13 protein-coding genes are annotated in these 14,727 nt (G+C 64.7%); 4 read left to right on the forward strand and 9 right to left on the reverse strand.

What is annotated here, in order from left to right:
• Window positions 1-48 precede the first annotated feature (48 nt).
• The 4 genes from ilvC to ilvD form a co-directional block, all read right to left on the reverse strand.
• Window positions 49-1,044 (reverse strand): ketol-acid reductoisomerase, encoded by a 996-nt coding sequence (ilvC, locus tag ACMNI9_RS03855; protein WP_216529738.1) that lies wholly within the window; start codon window positions 1,042-1,044, stop codon window positions 49-51.
• A gap of 63 nt (window positions 1,045-1,107) precedes the next feature.
• Window positions 1,108-1,593 (reverse strand): acetolactate synthase small subunit, encoded by a 486-nt coding sequence (gene ilvN, locus ACMNI9_RS03860; protein WP_114566962.1) that lies wholly within the window; start codon window positions 1,591-1,593, stop codon window positions 1,108-1,110.
• Window positions 1,590-3,344 carry a biosynthetic-type acetolactate synthase large subunit gene (gene ilvB / locus ACMNI9_RS03865; protein WP_418830940.1) on the reverse strand — a complete coding sequence of 585 codons (1,755 nt, stop codon included), beginning with the start codon at window positions 3,342-3,344 and terminating at the stop codon, window positions 1,590-1,592. The genes ilvN and ilvB overlap by 4 nt, the downstream gene beginning before the upstream one ends.
• Before the next feature lie 152 nt (window positions 3,345-3,496).
• Window positions 3,497-5,170 carry a dihydroxy-acid dehydratase gene (ilvD, locus tag ACMNI9_RS03870; protein WP_418830934.1) on the reverse strand — a complete coding sequence of 558 codons (1,674 nt, stop codon included), beginning with the start codon at window positions 5,168-5,170 and terminating at the stop codon, window positions 3,497-3,499.
• 657 nt (window positions 5,171-5,827) lie between these two features.
• Between ilvD and ACMNI9_RS03875 the strand changes: the two genes are divergently transcribed.
• The 3 genes from ACMNI9_RS03875 to cysK all read left to right on the forward strand — a co-directional run bounded on the left by ACMNI9_RS03875 (window position 5,828) and on the right by cysK (window position 8,913).
• Window positions 5,828-6,745 (forward strand): hypothetical protein, encoded by a 918-nt coding sequence (locus ACMNI9_RS03875; RefSeq protein WP_418830935.1) that lies wholly within the window; start codon window positions 5,828-5,830, stop codon window positions 6,743-6,745.
• Between the two features lie 601 nt (window positions 6,746-7,346).
• Window positions 7,347-7,901 (forward strand): gamma carbonic anhydrase family protein, encoded by a 555-nt coding sequence (locus ACMNI9_RS03880; RefSeq protein ID WP_114566966.1) that lies wholly within the window; start codon window positions 7,347-7,349, stop codon window positions 7,899-7,901.
• A gap of 79 nt (window positions 7,902-7,980) precedes the next feature.
• Complete coding sequence (cysK, locus tag ACMNI9_RS03885) at window positions 7,981-8,913, forward strand: cysteine synthase A (protein ID WP_114566967.1); 933 nt, start codon at window positions 7,981-7,983, stop codon at window positions 8,911-8,913.
• 73 nt (window positions 8,914-8,986) lie between these two features.
• On the opposite strand, the gene ACMNI9_RS03890 is transcribed toward cysK, so the two are convergent.
• From ACMNI9_RS03890 to trxB, 5 genes are all read right to left on the reverse strand, one after another.
• The gene (locus ACMNI9_RS03890; RefSeq protein WP_216529742.1) at window positions 8,987-9,793 is read right to left on the reverse strand and encodes an MBL fold metallo-hydrolase; all 807 of its coding nucleotides are present in this window, start codon (window positions 9,791-9,793) and stop codon (window positions 8,987-8,989) included.
• Between the two features lie 93 nt (window positions 9,794-9,886).
• Complete coding sequence (locus tag ACMNI9_RS03895; protein WP_216529743.1) at window positions 9,887-10,720, reverse strand: purine-nucleoside phosphorylase; 834 nt, start codon at window positions 10,718-10,720, stop codon at window positions 9,887-9,889.
• 93 nt (window positions 10,721-10,813) lie between these two features.
• Window positions 10,814-11,818: a N5-glutamine methyltransferase family protein gene (locus tag ACMNI9_RS03900; protein WP_418830938.1), complete on the reverse strand. Its 1,005-nt coding sequence runs from the start codon at window positions 11,816-11,818 to the stop codon at window positions 10,814-10,816.
• Between the two features lies 1 nt (window position 11,819).
• Complete coding sequence (gene prfA, locus ACMNI9_RS03905; protein WP_220149564.1) at window positions 11,820-12,893, reverse strand: peptide chain release factor 1; 1,074 nt, start codon at window positions 12,891-12,893, stop codon at window positions 11,820-11,822.
• Between the two features lie 140 nt (window positions 12,894-13,033).
• Window positions 13,034-14,005, reverse strand: a complete 972-nt coding sequence (trxB, locus tag ACMNI9_RS03910) for a thioredoxin-disulfide reductase (protein WP_114566971.1) — start codon at window positions 14,003-14,005, stop codon at window positions 13,034-13,036.
• A 189-nt stretch (window positions 14,006-14,194) separates the two neighbouring features.
• Here trxB and msrA point away from each other — a divergent pair.
• Window positions 14,195-14,727 (forward strand): peptide-methionine (S)-S-oxide reductase MsrA (gene msrA / locus ACMNI9_RS03915; RefSeq protein WP_418830939.1); only part of this gene is annotated, 533 nt, incomplete at its 3' end.

Here is a 14,727-nt window from a genome sequence, read left to right on the forward strand (position 1 = left end):
CCTCGCATGAAAAGCCGCGCCCGCCCTGAAGACGCGCAGCGCCCCAAGTTAGTGGCGCGCGAACCTGAACATCGAGCGAATGCCCACGCCCACTTCCTCGATCGGAGCATTGCCGTGCTCCATGCGCTGCTCCTGCAGCCACTTCTGGCCGTTCTTGGAATCTTCCATGAACTCGTGCGCGAAGCTGCCGTCCTGGATGCGCGCGAGGATGTCCTTCATCGCGGCCTTCGCCTCGTCGCCGATGACCTGTGGCCCAGCGTAGTAGTCGCCGTACTCGGCCGTGTTCGAGATGGAGTAGCGCATGTTGGACATGCCGCCCTCGTACATGAGGTCCACGATGAGCTTCATCTCGTGGAAGCACTCGAAGTATGCCATCTCGGGCGGATAGCCCGCCTCCACCAGCGTCTCGAAGCCGGCGTTGATGAGCGCCGTCACCCCGCCGCAGAGCACGGCCTGCTCGCCGAACAAGTCGGTTTCGGTCTCGTTCTTGAACGTGGTCTCCACCACGCCGGCCCGCGCGCCGCCGATGCCCCACGCGTACGACAGCGCCACGTCCTTGGCCTGCCCCGATGCGTCCTGGTGCACGCAGATAAGGCACGGCACGCCCGCTCCTTCGGTGAACACGCGGCGCACCATGTGGCCCGGACCCTTCGGCGCGATCATGATCACGTCGACGTTCTCGGGCGGCGTGATGTAGCCGTAGTGCACGTTGAAGCCGTGCGCGAACGCCAGCGTGTCGCCCGCCTTGAGATGCGGCGCGATCTCGGCCTCGTACGTAGCCGCCTGAGTCTCGTCGGGCGTGAGGATCATGATGAGATCGGCTTCCTCGGCTGCCTCGGCCACACTCATCACCTGCAAGCCCGCCGCGACGGCCTTCCCCCGCGAACGAGAATCCTCGCGCAGCCCGATGCGCACGTCGCATCCGGAATCGACCAGGTTCAGCGCATGGGCGTGGCCCTGGCTTCCGTAACCGATGATGGCGATCTTCTTGTCCTGGATGAGCTGCGGATTCGCGTCGTTCTCGTGATAGATCGTAACAGCCATGTTCGTTTTCCTTTCTATTGGCTGATGGTACCTTGCTTGGACTTTCGGAAAAGCTGCGAAAAGCTACACGTCCTTGCTGTTTCGGGACATGGCTATCTTGCCGGTGCGGATGATCTCCTTGATGCCATAGGCGCGGAAGAGGTCCTCCATGCCCTTGAGCTTGTTCTCGTCGCCGGTGGCCTCGATAGTGAGCGAGCTTCTTCCCACGTCGACGATCTTCGCGCGGAAGACGTTGGCGATCTCGATGATCTCGCTGCGCCGCTCGGGCGATGCGTTCACCTTGAACATCACCAGTTCGCGCTCGATGGCGGCGTCGTTGGTGAGGTCGGTGATCTTATGCACGCTGATCAGCTTGTGAAGCTGCTTGGTAATCTGCTCGAACGCAACCTCGTCGGCTTTGACGATGGCCGTCACGCGCGACATGGTGGGATCTTCGGTGGGACCGACGGACAGCGACTCGATGTTGAAGCCGCGCCGCGAGATGAGCCCCGTCACGCGCGAGAGCACGCCGGGCTTGTTCTCCACGAGAACAGACAGGATGTGCCTCATCGTCCCTCCCCTTTCTGCCCGGCTGCGGGCACGTCGATGCGCACGGCGCCCACCGCCACGTCGATCGCCCCCATGACCTCGTCGAGCGCGCGGCCCGGCGCCACCATGGGATACACGTTCTGATCGCGCGAAATGGCCACGTCGAGCAAATAGGGGCCCGGCGCCTCCAGCATGCGCGCAAGCGCCGCATCCAGCTGATCGGGATGCTCCACGCGCTCGCCCTGCCAACCGTACGCGTCGGCCAGCTTCACGAAATCGGGCGTCGCGTCCAGCAGCGTAGCCGAGTAGCGGCCCTCGTAGAACAGCCGCTGCCACTGATGCACCATGCCCAGGCAGCGATTGTCCATGATGAGCACCTTCACCGGCGTGCCGTGCACGGCGGCCGTGGCCATTTCCTGGCTGTTCATTTGGAACGACCCGTCGCCGGCCACGCACACCACGCGCTTTTCGGGGCAGCCGATGGCCGCGCCGATAGCCGCCGGAAAGCCGAATCCCATGGTGCCCAAACCGCCCGACGACAAAAACGTGCGCGGCGCCTCGCGATCGATGCTCTGAGCCGCCCACATCTGATGCTGGCCCACTTCGGTGACCACGATGCTCTTGTGCGGGTCCAGCAGAGCGGACAGCTTTCGCATGACCACCTCAGGCACGATTTCTTCGGGATTGTCCCCCAGGTCAGGATGGTAGAACGGGTAACGCGAGCGCCACGCCGCTATCTTCTCGACCCAATCGCTCGTCGCAGGCTGGGCGTTCTCCTTCTCGAGCGCCGCCACGATGCCGGCCAAAACGCCCTTGAGGTCGCCCACGATGGGAATCTGCACCTCGCGGACCTTGCCGATCTCGGCAGGGTCGATGTCGATGTGGATCACGTCGGCCCGGGGCGCGAACTCGTCGAGCTTCCCCGTGACGCGGTCCGAGAAACGAGCGCCCGCAGCGATGATCAGGTCGCTTTCCGTCATGGCCAGGTTGGCGTATTTGGAGCCGTGCATGCCCACCGGCCCCAGGTTGAGCTTGTGCGAAGCCGGGAACGCCCCCTTGCCCATAAGCGTGGTGACCGCGGGAATCTGCATGAGCTCGGCCAGGCGGATCAGCTCGTCGGAAGCGCCGGACGACACGATGCCGCCGCCCACGTACAGTACGGGGCGCTCGGCCTGCTTGATGCGGACCACGGCCTGCTTGATCTGCTTGGCGTTGCCGCGATACGTGGGCTTGTAGGACGGCAGGTTCACCTCGTCGGGATAGGAGAACACCATGCTTTCGGAGGCAAGGTCGCTTGGCACGTCGATGAGAACCGGGCCGGGTCGCCCGGTTTTGGCGATATGGAAGGCCTCGCGAAACGTACGGGTCAGCTCGTCGGTCGACTGCAGCAGGTAACTGTGCTTGACCACCGGCATGGAAATGCCCACGATGTCCGATTCCTGGAACGAGTCCGTGCCGATCACGCCGCGCGGCACCTGGCCCGTGATGACCACGAGCGGCACGCTGTCCATGTAGGCCGTCGCGATGCCCGTGACCGTGTTGGTGGCGCCCGGCCCGCTGGTCACGATGACCACGCCCACGTTGCCCGTGGCGCGGGCGTACCCGTCCGCCTCGTGCACCGCGCCCTGTTCGTGCCGAGACAGCACGTGCGTGATCTGCTGGGAATCGTACAGCGCGTCGTACATCTTGATGGCTTGGCCGCCCGGATAGCCGAACACCACGTCTACGCCCTCGGCCTCGAGGGAGGCGATCACCGCTTCAGCCGCGATCATCGTGGATCCCTGCTTGGCGGTGCCGCTTCCCAACCCGCGCGGAGCGCCCACCGCAGCCGCACTGGCCGCGGCTCGCGGTGCCGACGCTTTCTGCCGACCCGCCGCACCGCACGCGGCAGGCTCGTGCGCATCGCGTTCTTCGATTCGTTCGCTCATGAGACATACGCCCCCTTGTCTGCAGATGAGACGAGCTTCGCGTATTTCGCGAGCACGCCATGATCGTGTTTCGGCGCGGGAAGGCGAAACGCCTCGCGACGCCGGGAAAGCTCGTCGTCGCTCACGTGCAGGGTGAGCGCGCCGCCTTCGATGTCCACCGTCACCTGATCGCCTTCCTTAACGAGCGCGATAGGCCCGCCCGCCGCGGCTTCAGGGCTCACGTGCCCGACGGCCGGGCCCTTCGTCGCGCCCGAGAAGCGCCCGTCGGTGATGAGCGCGACGCTCGTGGACAGGCCCATCCCCGAAATGGCCGACGTGGGAGTGAGCATCTCGCGCATGCCCGGACCGCCCTTGGGGCCCTCGTAGCGAATGACTACGACGTCGCCCGAAACGATCTCGCCCGCGTAGATTGCCGCGCAAGCCGCCTCCTCGCTGTCGAAGCAGCGCGCCGGTCCCGTGTGCTTCATCATGGACGGATCGACCGCCGACTTCTTGACAACGGCCCCGTCAGGCGCGATGTTGCCGTGCAGCACCCGAAGCGCGCCCACCGGCGAGAACGGGTTGTCGTGCGAACGGCACACCTCGCCGTCGGACGGCTTCGTGCACGACGCCAGATAGTCGTCCATCGGCCCCATGCACGTCACGGCCGTGCGGTCGAGCAGCCCGAGCTTCGCCAGCTCGTGCATGACCACCGGCACGCCGCCCACCTCGTACAGGTCGCTGAGCGGGCGCGGGCCCGAAGGCTGCAGCTTCACCAGATGCGGCGTGCGCGCGCTTGCAGCGTCCCAGTCGTCCATGGTCACGGGGCATCCCGCTTCGCGCGCGATGGCCGTCAGATGCAGCACCGTGTTCGTGGAGCCGCCGAACGCCATATCGCACTCCACGGCGTTGTGCACGGCGGCGGCGTTCACGATGTCGCGCATGCATACGCCCCGCTCCAGCAGCTCCATCACCTTCATGCCGGCGTGCTTCGCCAGGCGGATGCGCTCGGAATAGACCGCCGGCACCGTGCCGTTGCCCGGCAAGGCGATGCCCAGGGCTTCGCACAAGCAGTTCATGGAATTCGCCGTGAACAGACCCGAGCAACTGCCGCACGTAGGGCACGCCGTGTCCTCGTAGTGCTTGAGCTCTTCAACCGTCATGGATCCCTGCTGAACGGCAGCCGCGCCATCGAACAACGTGTTGAGATCGGTGGAGGGGCCGCAGCCGCCGGGCTGCTTTCCGGCCAGCATGGGGCCGCCGGACACGAACACCGTGGGAATGTTCACGCGCAGGGCGCCCAGCAGCATGCCCGGCACGATCTTGTCGCAGTTGGGAATGCACACGAGGGCGTCGAAGGCGTGGCCCTGCACGGCACATTCCAGGCTGTCGGCGATGACCTCGCGCGACACGAGCGAGTAATGCATGCCGTCGTGGTTCATGGCAATGCCGTCGCACACCCCGATGGTCGAAAGCTCGAACGGCACGCCGCCCGCCATGTAGATGCCGGCCTTTACGGCCTCGGCGATTTTATCCAGGTTGTTGTGTCCGGGAATAACGTCGTTTCGGGAGTTGAACACCGCAACGAGCGGGCGCTTCAGCTCCTCGTCGGTGATGCCGTCCGCCTTGAGCAAGCTGCGGTGGGGGGCGCGCGCCACGCCGGCGGTAACGGCTTCGCTTCTCAGCTGCATCTGGCTCCTTCCTTCGAGTCCGACCATAAAAAAATCCTGTTGCACGTAAGCTGCACCAGGACCTCAGAAGGAAAGCGGATACGACGCGACGAAGACGCGCGGCCTATCTCAATCGGACTGATAACGGAGTCGCCGGTTCAGCCTACTTGCCCGCGGGTTCCCGAAGATCGTCCGGGTGAGCCGCGCAACGTTCGAACCGAACTGCTCGGAGGTGGCGTTCAGGCCGCCCACCACCGGCTCGCAGCATCCGCCGGCTCTCTGAAGATGGGTTCGTCCCTACTGTCCTCGTCAACGCATTTCGTTCTATGAAGTTGTTGCAGGCCAGTATACCCCAGCTTGCCGCGCGCACAAGCGAAACTTCGACGGGCGCGCGGCGCGCGCAGGAAATTCACACGAGCCAACTCGGAAATGAGGCGGACAGGACCGAGAGACAACGTCGAAGGCGCCCGTACCGCGATTCGATGCCAGAGAGCAACATGCATGCCCAAGATGACAATCCGTCAACCAGTCAGTCAGAACCGGGCAACGGTTTCGCCGGCGAACGCGGCGAAAAGCACCGAAACCGTACACTTTCTTTTTACGTACGCGTCCTGAAGCCGATACGGAACGCGCCACACGCTTGCCGTCGATCGCCTGGCCGCGAAAGGAGGAGCCGCCGTGACGAACCGAAACCTGCCCGACATGCCGTTTCAGGGCACCGGGCCGCAGCCGCACGTCGGCTTGCCGCAAAGCGAGCGGCACCTGCCCAACCGAACGCACGGCATCCGTTTCGACGTCTCGTTGCAACGGCCCACTGCCGACGAGGCGCGCGACCCCTTCGCCACCGTGCGTCCCGCCACACCCGACCTGCACCGCGGCAATCGCCCGCCATCTGCGGGAACGGCCTCGATGCGGATACTTTCGGCCATCTTCGCCATTGTCGCAGTAGGGGCCGTGGGCACGATCGGAGGCACGCTCGTTTCCCGCGGCATCGCCGCAGCGCCCGAGGCCGACAGCGTCCCAGCTGCCGAATCCGCGCCCAGCCAAAGCGTCGACGCAGCCGGGAACAGCACCGCGCCCGCTTGGAAGAAAGCTTCTGCCCCCGCGCTCTTCCAGAACGATCCCGCCTGGTCATCCGATCCTTACGGATCGGGCACCATCGGCTCGTCGGGCGGCGCGCCCCTGTGCTTGGCCATGGCGCGCATCGGCGTCACGGGAGACACCGACATGGGACCGTCCGTCGTGGCGGCTTTCGCGCGCAGCAACGGCTACGTCGAAAACCCCGACGGCCTGCTTGCGGAAGGCGCGCGCCAACTGGGGCTGAAGGTGAACTCGGTGGAGTCGAGCGAGCTGGCCATCAGGAAAGAGATCACTGCGGGACGCCCCGTGATCGCATCGCTCGACAGCGACTCCTCCGCCAGCAAGCCGTCCTACGTCGTGCTGGTCGACATCGATCGGCACGGCATGCTGGTGGTGAACGACCCGAAGCGCCGCGACCACGCCGTCCACAGCCGATCCTTCAACGACGTGGTGCGCCGAGCGAACGCGCTTTGGTCCTACCAGGCCGCACCCGCCTCCAAGCCCGCATCGCCGTAAACCGCCCCGCGTGCAAGTGGGCGTCGCGGCGCAGCGGGCCGCGCGAGTCCGACCGCGGGCGCATGTGCGCGTCCGGCCGTCGGCGCGCGAAAACCGGCTCATCGGGGCATTCCTGTCAAAACGGACGAGTTTTGCTGGTCCTCAAACCAGGATAAAGGAAGGTCATAGCCTTATGACCTGGGGAAATAAAAATCGGAGTCTCGCGAAACCTCCTCCGCAGAGCAAAAACCGCCGCAAAACTCGTCAGTTTTGACAGCGCGAGGGTTTTACGCTCCGCGGGCGCGTCCAATCGCACGTTCGGACGCGCCCGCACGCAATCCCCCGCACAAGACCGTACGCCCGGGGGCTTCCGCATCCTCCCGCACGCCCGCACGCAACCGAGCGCCAGAGGATTCCCGAGCCCCGCCGCGCGCCGCCGCGCTCCCCCATGCAAGCGCCCGCGCCCTCCTTCTCACACTTCCCCTGATTTGAGGGTCCCGCCCGCCGCATTCAACCGCGATCCCCTCGAAACGCAGCGATCCCCTTCCTATAATAAAGTACGAACACGAAGCAGCGAGGCCGGGCGCCCACCGCGCGAACGGCCCGTCACAAGGAGGCCCACATGGACTACCGTCAACTCGAGATCCATCCCGAAGCGCGCATCGCGCCCAACGCCACCCTCATTGGCAACGTATCCGTCGGCAAAGACGCCGTCATCCTGTTCAACGCCACGCTGCGCGGCGATTACGGATCGAAGATCGTCATCGGCGAGGGAACCAGCGTCCAGGAAAACTGCTGCGTGCATCTGGGCGCCGCGAGCGACTGCGTCATCGGCTCCGGCGTGACCGTCGGCCACGGAGCCATCGTGCACGGCTGCACCATCGGCGACAACACGCTGGTCGGCATGGGTTCCATCATCATGGACGGAGCGAACGTCGGATCGAACTGCATCGTAGGCGCCGGGTCCCTCGTTACCGGCGGAACCCAGATCCCCGACGGCATGCTGGTCATGGGCTCTCCCGCAAAGGTGCGGCGCCCCCTCACCGACGACGAAATCGCGCAAAACCGCGTCGACGCCGAAGGCTACGTCGCCATCGGCAAAGACCTCGTGGAAAACGGCATCATCTACGAAGGAGCGAACCTTCCTCGCGATATCATGACCATCGCCGTCAAGTAGATTCCGTATGCGCGTAAACGCGCAATGGTACAATGGATGCTTACCGCATACGAACCCGAACCATGATCGAGGAACCATCGTGATCTACGACAACGTGCTTGACGCCATGGGGCGCACGCCCCTCATCCGCCTGAACAGCCTCTCCGAAGAAGGATCCGCCCAGATCCTCGCAAAGTACGAAGGCGTGAACGTAGGAGGATCGGTCAAGACCCGCACAGCCTGGCAGATGATCGACCAGGCCGAAAAGCGCGGTCAACTGAAACCTGACAGCATCATCGTGGAGCCGACGAGCGGCAACCAGGGCATCGGGCTTGCGCTCGTGTGCGCCGTCAAGGGATACGCCGCCCGCATCATCATGCCCGACTCCGTGTCCGTCGAGCGCCGCAAGCTCGTACGCCACTACGGAGCCGACGTGATCATCGTGCACGACGACGGGGACATCGGCAAGTGCATCGCCGAATGCATCGCCACCGCCGAGCGCATGGCAGCGGAAGATCCGCGCGTCTACGTTCCCCAGCAGTTCGAGAACGAGGACAACCTGTTCGCCCACAAGTACCACACCGCGCTCGAAATCGTCGAGGACGTCGAAGGCCCCATTCACGGCTTCTGCTCCGGCATCGGCACGGGCGGAACCATTTCCGGCGTCGGACAGATCCTCAAGCGCCTGTACCCCGACGTGGAGATATGGGCGGTCGAGCCCGAAAACGCCGCCATTCTTTCCGGAGGCGGCATCGGCACGCACCTGCAGATGGGCATCGGCGACGGCTTGATCCCCGCCATCCTCGATCAGGAGATCTACGACGACATCTGCATCGTCTCGGACGAAGAGGCCCTCGACACCGCTCGTGCCCTCGCTCGCCAGGAAGGCCTGCTCTGCGGCGTGTCGTCGGGCACGAACGTAGCCGCCGCGCGCCGCCTTGCCCGCAAGCTCGGCGCCGGCAAGACCGTGGTCACGCTTCTGCCCGACACGGGCGAGCGCTACTTCTCCACCGAGTTGTTCGACGGCGAGTAAGCCGCACGAAGCAATCGTACCGCAGCCGCCTGCGCGCCCACCGACGCAAAGCGGCTGCGGCGAGCAAACCCGTCTACTCCACGCTCACGAGCATTCCCTGGTACGCCGCCTGCACGGTCGCACCATGAGACGCGCGCGACACCACCGCAGCCAAAGACTCCTCGGGCAGACGGTACGTGTTGTTGTTCTGCGAGATATGCATGGCAACCACCTGCTCCAACCGCGCGCACAGCAATGCATCCAGTTCGTCGGCCGCCTGAACGTTCGACAGGTGGCCCACGTCGGACCCGATGCGACGCTTGACCGGATACGGGTACGGCCCCTCTTGCAGCATCCGCACGTCATGGTTGCTCTCCAGCGCCAAAATGCGCACGTTGGACAGGCCCTCGTGCGCCTCGCCCGTCACGATGCCGGTATCGGTCACGAACCCCAGCGCGTCGCCGTCCGAGCTTTCGAAACGAAACCCGCACGACGCAGCCGCATCGTGCGAGGTGGCGAACGCATGCACGCTCATCCCCGCAAGCGAGAGCGCATCGCCGTTCGCCAAAGCGCGCAGGTCGCATGCTCCCTCGAGCGCGCGAATCTCCTTGCTCGCAAGGCGAACAGCGCTGTTCACGTACACGGCAGGAGCAATTCCCTGCTTCGCCAAACCGCGCAGCACCACGCCCAGGCCCTTCGTGTGATCGCCGTGGTCGTGCGTGATCAGGACGGCTGCAAGGTTCGCCGGGTCGAATCCCGCCTCGTCGACGCGCGCGAAGAAGTCGCGCTTGCAGATGCCGCAATCAACCAGCACGCCCGCACCCGTAGCGGCGTCCTCGATCACGGCAGCGTTACCGTAGCTGCCGCTTGCCAGCACATGCAGCTTCAACCGATGGTCCATGGATTCCTTCCAAACGATACGGTGCGCCAAACGCCTGCCCGACGGGTTCCCGCCGAGTTTCCAAAGCGCTTGACGCGCGCGGATTCACTGTTGTTACAACTGTTCGATCACGCCCGTGATCAGACGCGCGAAATCGGCTTCGCGCGTCTTCGCCACATCGAGCACCTCGACGCCGGTGGGGCTTGCGCCCCCGATGCCGCATCCCATGTTCGAGACAAGCGACACGCCCAGCACGCGCATGCCCACATGGCGCGCGGCTATAACCTCTTCGCACACGCTCATAGCAACCGTGTCGGCTCCCCATGATCGGAACATGCGAATCTCGGCCGGCGTCTCGAAGCTTGGGCCGAGCAAGCCCAAATACACGCCTTCCTGCACGCGTATCCCCCGCTCAGCCGCCACATCATGGGCAATGGAGCGCAACTGCGGGTCGAACGCGTCGAACATGGAGAAGAATCTATCGGACAGGTTGGCCGGATCGGGTGCGGCAATGGGGTTGCGCCCCGTGAAGTTGATCTGGTCGGACATGATGCAGAAATCGCCCACCTGGTAGTTCACGTTGAGCGCGCCGACGGCGTTGGTGGTGATGAGCGTATCGACGCCGAGACGCTGCATGAGCCACACCGGATACGCCACTTCCTGCGAGGAGTTCCCTTCGTAGCCGTGCAGGCGGCCCTGCATGGCCAGCACGCACTTCCCGCCCAGCGTTCCGCACACGAACCTGCCCACGTGCCCTTCCGCCGTGCTCGTGTTCATGCGCGGAACCTCGACGTAGGGAATCAACTCCGCATCGGCGATCTCGTTAGCCAGCGGATTCAAGCCCGAGCCCAGAATCAAGCCGATGCGCGGGCGCCGATCGCCCAGGCGCTTTCGCATGGTGTACGCCGAAAGCGTAAGATTATCGTCCAAGATGTTTCGTTCCAGCATGGCGACCCCTTCCCTTGGTTTCGCACCATTATAGCGAAGCAGCCGCCTCGCATGCGCGCGCCGCGATCCGCCGTGCCGCCATGCCGTCGCAGGCTAGCTGCAGGCATCCGCCTTGCGCGCGGTCAAAACGCGGGGGCGTTGCGCCAGGTCGCGCACGATGCGCACATCCTGAAAGCCCGCTTCGCGCGCCAGGGCCGCCGCTTCGTCCAAATGCCCCTCGTGCAGCTCGAACGCGAACGCACCGCCAGGCTTGAGCGCAGCGCCGCACCACGGCAACAACCGGCGCAGCACGTCCAAGCCGTCCGATCCGCCGTCAAGGGCAAGCTCCGGCTCGAAGTCGGCCACCTCGCGCGGAATGTCGGCCAGCACCGCCGTAGGCACGTACGGCGGATTGGAAACCACCAGGTCAAGCGCGCCTATCATGCAAGAAGGAACGCATTCCCCCAGATCGCCCGCAAGCACCTCCACTCGCTCGTCCAAGCCGAGCGCCCGCGCGTTGTCGCCGGCAAGCGCAACGGCTTCGGGCGCGATGTCCGTGGCAACCACGTGCGCAAGCGGATGCTCGAACGCGATGGAGCACGCGATGCAGCCCGACCCCGTGCACAAATCGGCCACCAGCAACTCGGGAGCAGGAACCTGCGCATCGGGCGCATCTTCGGAGGCATCCCGCTCGTCAGCGGAATCGGCAGCAGCTTCGGAAAGAGGGGCTTCAAGCGCTTCTTCCGCCCAAGCATCGGCCGCAACGCGCTTCGGCGCCGGCGGCAGGAGCGACAGCGCCTCGCTCACCAGCACCTCGGTTTCGGGACGCGGGATGAGCACCCCGGGGCGCACCTGCACGGTGATGTGGCGAAACCCCACCTCGCCGGTGATGTACTGCAAGGGCTCTCCGGCGCCGCGACGCGCCACGAAACCGCGCAGCACGTCGCGCTCGTCCAGGGACAAGGGCTGGTCGAAGTTCGCGTACAGCTCGATGCGGCTCAGGCCCGTGGCCTCGGACAGAAGCCATTGCGCAGAAATGCGCGGGTTCTCGTCGCCTTTGCGCTCCAGATAGCCGACCGTCCAATCAAGGGCGGCCTTGATAGTCCAAACGTCGCTCAACCTAAACCGCAGCTTCCAGCTTCTGCGCGCGATCGGCGGCCTGCAACGCGGTGATCACGTCGCCCAGGCCGTCGCCGAGCAGCACGCCGTTGTACGTGCCGTTGAAGCCGATGCGGTGATCGGTCACGCGGTCCTGCGGGCCGTTGTAGGTACGGATCTTCTCGGAACGATCGCCCGAACCGATCTGAGCCAAGCGCTCGGCGCCCTCGGCGGCCTGCTGTTCGGCCAGCATCTTCTCGTACAGGCGCGCGCGCAAAACGGCCATTGCGGCGATCTTGTTCTGCAGCTGCGACTTCTGATCCTGCGACTGCACCACCAAGCCCGACGGCAGGTGCGTGATGCGCACGGCCGAGTCGGTGGTGTTCACGCACTGGCCGCCCGGGCCGCCGGCGCGATACACGTCAATGCGAAGATCGTTCTCGTTGATGTCGACTTCGACCTCGTCGGCTTCGGGAAGAACGGCCACGGTGGCCGTGGACGTATGGATGCGACCCTGGCTCTCGGTCTTGGGGACGCGCTGCACGCGATGCACGCCGGACTCGAACTTCATGACCGAGTACACCTTGTCGCCCTTGACCTTGAACTGAACCTCCTTGAAGCCGCCAGCCTCCGAAGCCGACACGTCCATGGTCTCGGTCTTCCAGCCCTGCGCAGCAGCGAAGCGCTCGTACATCTTGTAGAGGTCGCCGGCGAAAATGGCCGCCTCGTCGCCGCCCGCGGCAGCGCGGATCTCGACGATGATGTCCTTGTCGTCCGCCGGATCGGCCGGAATGAGCATGAACTTGATGTCCTCTTCAAGAGCGGGAAGCCTGCTCTCGATCTCGGCCATCTCCTCCTGAGCGAACTCCTTCATATCAGGGTCGGAGAGCATCTCCTTGGCGGCGGCCAGATCGTCGGACGCCTGCACGTACTCGCGCGCCTTCTTTGCAAGGGGACCCTGGTTCGCGTACTCCTTGGCCAGGCGGTTGTATTCCTTCTGATCAGCAAGAACGGCCGGATCGCCCATCTTGACCTGAACGTCCTCATAGGCCTCGATGATCTTGACCAGCTTCTCGCGCATATCGGTATCCTGCATGGTGTGTGCTGTCCTTCGTAACGTGGTTCACCTGATCGCACGCGCCGCGCGCGACGAGTGCCCGCCCCCGTGCAGGAGCGGGCACCACTGCGTAACTGGTTTATGATAGCAGATCGAAAAGCGCTTCGCAGCAACCAGCACTAGATCGCCAAGTACTCCGAAGCCTCTTCAGCGCACACCGCGCCGTCGGCGACGGCGGTGACCACCTGACGGAGAAACTTCGTGCGCACGTCGCCGGCTACGTACACGCCCGGCACGTCGGTGGCGCCCGACTCGTCGGCCACCACGTACCCGGTTTCGTCCAGCTGCAAGGCCCCCTTCAAGAACTCCGTGTTGGGCTCGGTGCCCACAGCCACGAACAGGCCGCTCACGGGGATGTCGCGAATCTCCCCCGTCTTCAGCATCTCCACGCGCACGCCCGCAAGCGCGCCTTCGTCGGCCATCAGCTTGCGCGGCGCGGCGCTCCAGACGAACTCCAGGTTCTCCAGATCCTCCAAGCGCTTATGGTAGATGGCCGTAGCGCGCAGCTTGTCGCGCCGATGCACCAGGTACACCTTCTTGCAGATGCGCGACAGGTAGATGGCGTCGCCCACGGCCGTGTTGCCGCCGCCCACCACCATGACCTCCTTGTCGCGGAAGAAGTTGCCGTCGCACGTGGCGCAGTACGACACGCCGCGACCCTGCAGCTCATCTTCGAGTTCCAGCCCCAGCTTGCGCGGGCGGGCTCCGGTGGCCACGATGACGCTTTTCGCGCGGTATTCGCCGAACGCGGTGGTCAGCACCTTGGGCTCCTGCGCGAAGTCAACCGACACGACCTCTTCGCCCACGTGGCGCACGCCGAAGCGATCCGCCTGCTGCTTCATGGAAAACGCCAGCTCGAAGCCGTCCGCTCCCTCGGGAAATCCCGGATAGTTTTCCATGTGCTCGGTCTGGGCAAGCTGCCCGCCCGGCGAAATGCGCTCGAACACCACAACGTCGAGCCCTGCGCGAGCCGCGTACAGACCGGCGGTCAGCCCGGCGGGTCCCGCTCCGATCACGGCAACGTCCATAGCCTCAGGATGGGAGCCCTTGCACTCCTGCGAGGTTTCGTTCAAGGGGCGATCTTCGTTCATGTCAAGCCTCCAAACATCGTCTTTTTTCAACGATCAGTATACGGTAGAAGCGATGTGCGTTGCGAGGGCGTTCCTCAACGGCAGCGTTACGGTTTCGTTGTGCGTTCGTGGGAAAACGGCCGCAATGGCAACGATGCGCTAGGATGGGGCGCGACAAAGAGCGCACGGCGGCGCGATAGGAGCCACACTATGGACAAGCAACGCGAAGACCCGCACACTCTCTACCTTGCCGGAGGCTGTTTCTGGGGATTGGAGGCATACCTGAAGCGCCTGCCCGGCGTGCGGCGCACGGTTGCGGGCTACGCGAACGGATCGACCGAAAACCCCAGCTACCGCGACGTATGCCTATGGAACACCGGGCACGCGGAAACCGTTTCCGTCACCTACGATCGCACGATCCTGCCCACCGACCTGCTCCTGGACGCCTTCTTCGAGGCGATAGACCCCACGAGCCTCGACCGGCAGGGCAACGATCGGGGAACCCAGTACCGAAGCGGCATCTACTGGCAAGACGAGGCCGACTTGCCTTCCATAGAGGCCGCCGTGCTGCGGCAACAGGCTTCCCACATTGAGCCGATCGTCACCGAAGTGGAACCGCTCGACGGCTTCTACCCCGCCGAAGACTACCATCAAGACTACCTGGCCAAGAACCCCGGAGGCTACTGCCATATCCACCTGGGAGCGGCCGACGAGTTCGCGCGGCGAACCGGCCTGCAGGAAGG

The sequence above is a fragment of the Paraeggerthella sp. genome (genome assembly GCF_048427265.1).
GTDB lineage: Bacteria > Actinomycetota > Coriobacteriia > Coriobacteriales > Eggerthellaceae > Paraeggerthella > Paraeggerthella hominis.

Excerpts from the sequence above, each read along its gene's own strand:
- ilvB (WP_418830940.1), bottom strand. The coding sequence starts at position 3,344 with ATGATCGCGGCTGAAGCGGTGATCGCCTCCCTCGAGGCCGAGGGCGTA.
- ilvD (WP_418830934.1), bottom strand. The coding sequence starts at position 5,170 with ATGCAGCTGAGAAGCGAAGCCGTTACCGCCGGCGTGGCGCGCGCCCCC.
- prfA (WP_220149564.1), bottom strand. The coding sequence starts at position 12,893 with ATGCAGGATACCGATATGCGCGAGAAGCTGGTCAAGATCATCGAGGCC.
- ACMNI9_RS03880 (WP_114566966.1), top strand. The coding sequence starts at position 7,347 with ATGGACTACCGTCAACTCGAGATCCATCCCGAAGCGCGCATCGCGCCC.
- ilvC (WP_216529738.1), bottom strand. The coding sequence starts at position 1,044 with ATGGCTGTTACGATCTATCACGAGAACGACGCGAATCCGCAGCTCATC.
- ilvN (WP_114566962.1), bottom strand. The coding sequence starts at position 1,593 with ATGAGGCACATCCTGTCTGTTCTCGTGGAGAACAAGCCCGGCGTGCTC.
- trxB (WP_114566971.1), bottom strand. The coding sequence starts at position 14,005 with ATGAACGAAGATCGCCCCTTGAACGAAACCTCGCAGGAGTGCAAGGGC.
- ACMNI9_RS03890 (WP_216529742.1), bottom strand. The coding sequence starts at position 9,793 with ATGGACCATCGGTTGAAGCTGCATGTGCTGGCAAGCGGCAGCTACGGT.
- ACMNI9_RS03895 (WP_216529743.1), bottom strand. The coding sequence starts at position 10,720 with ATGCTGGAACGAAACATCTTGGACGATAATCTTACGCTTTCGGCGTAC.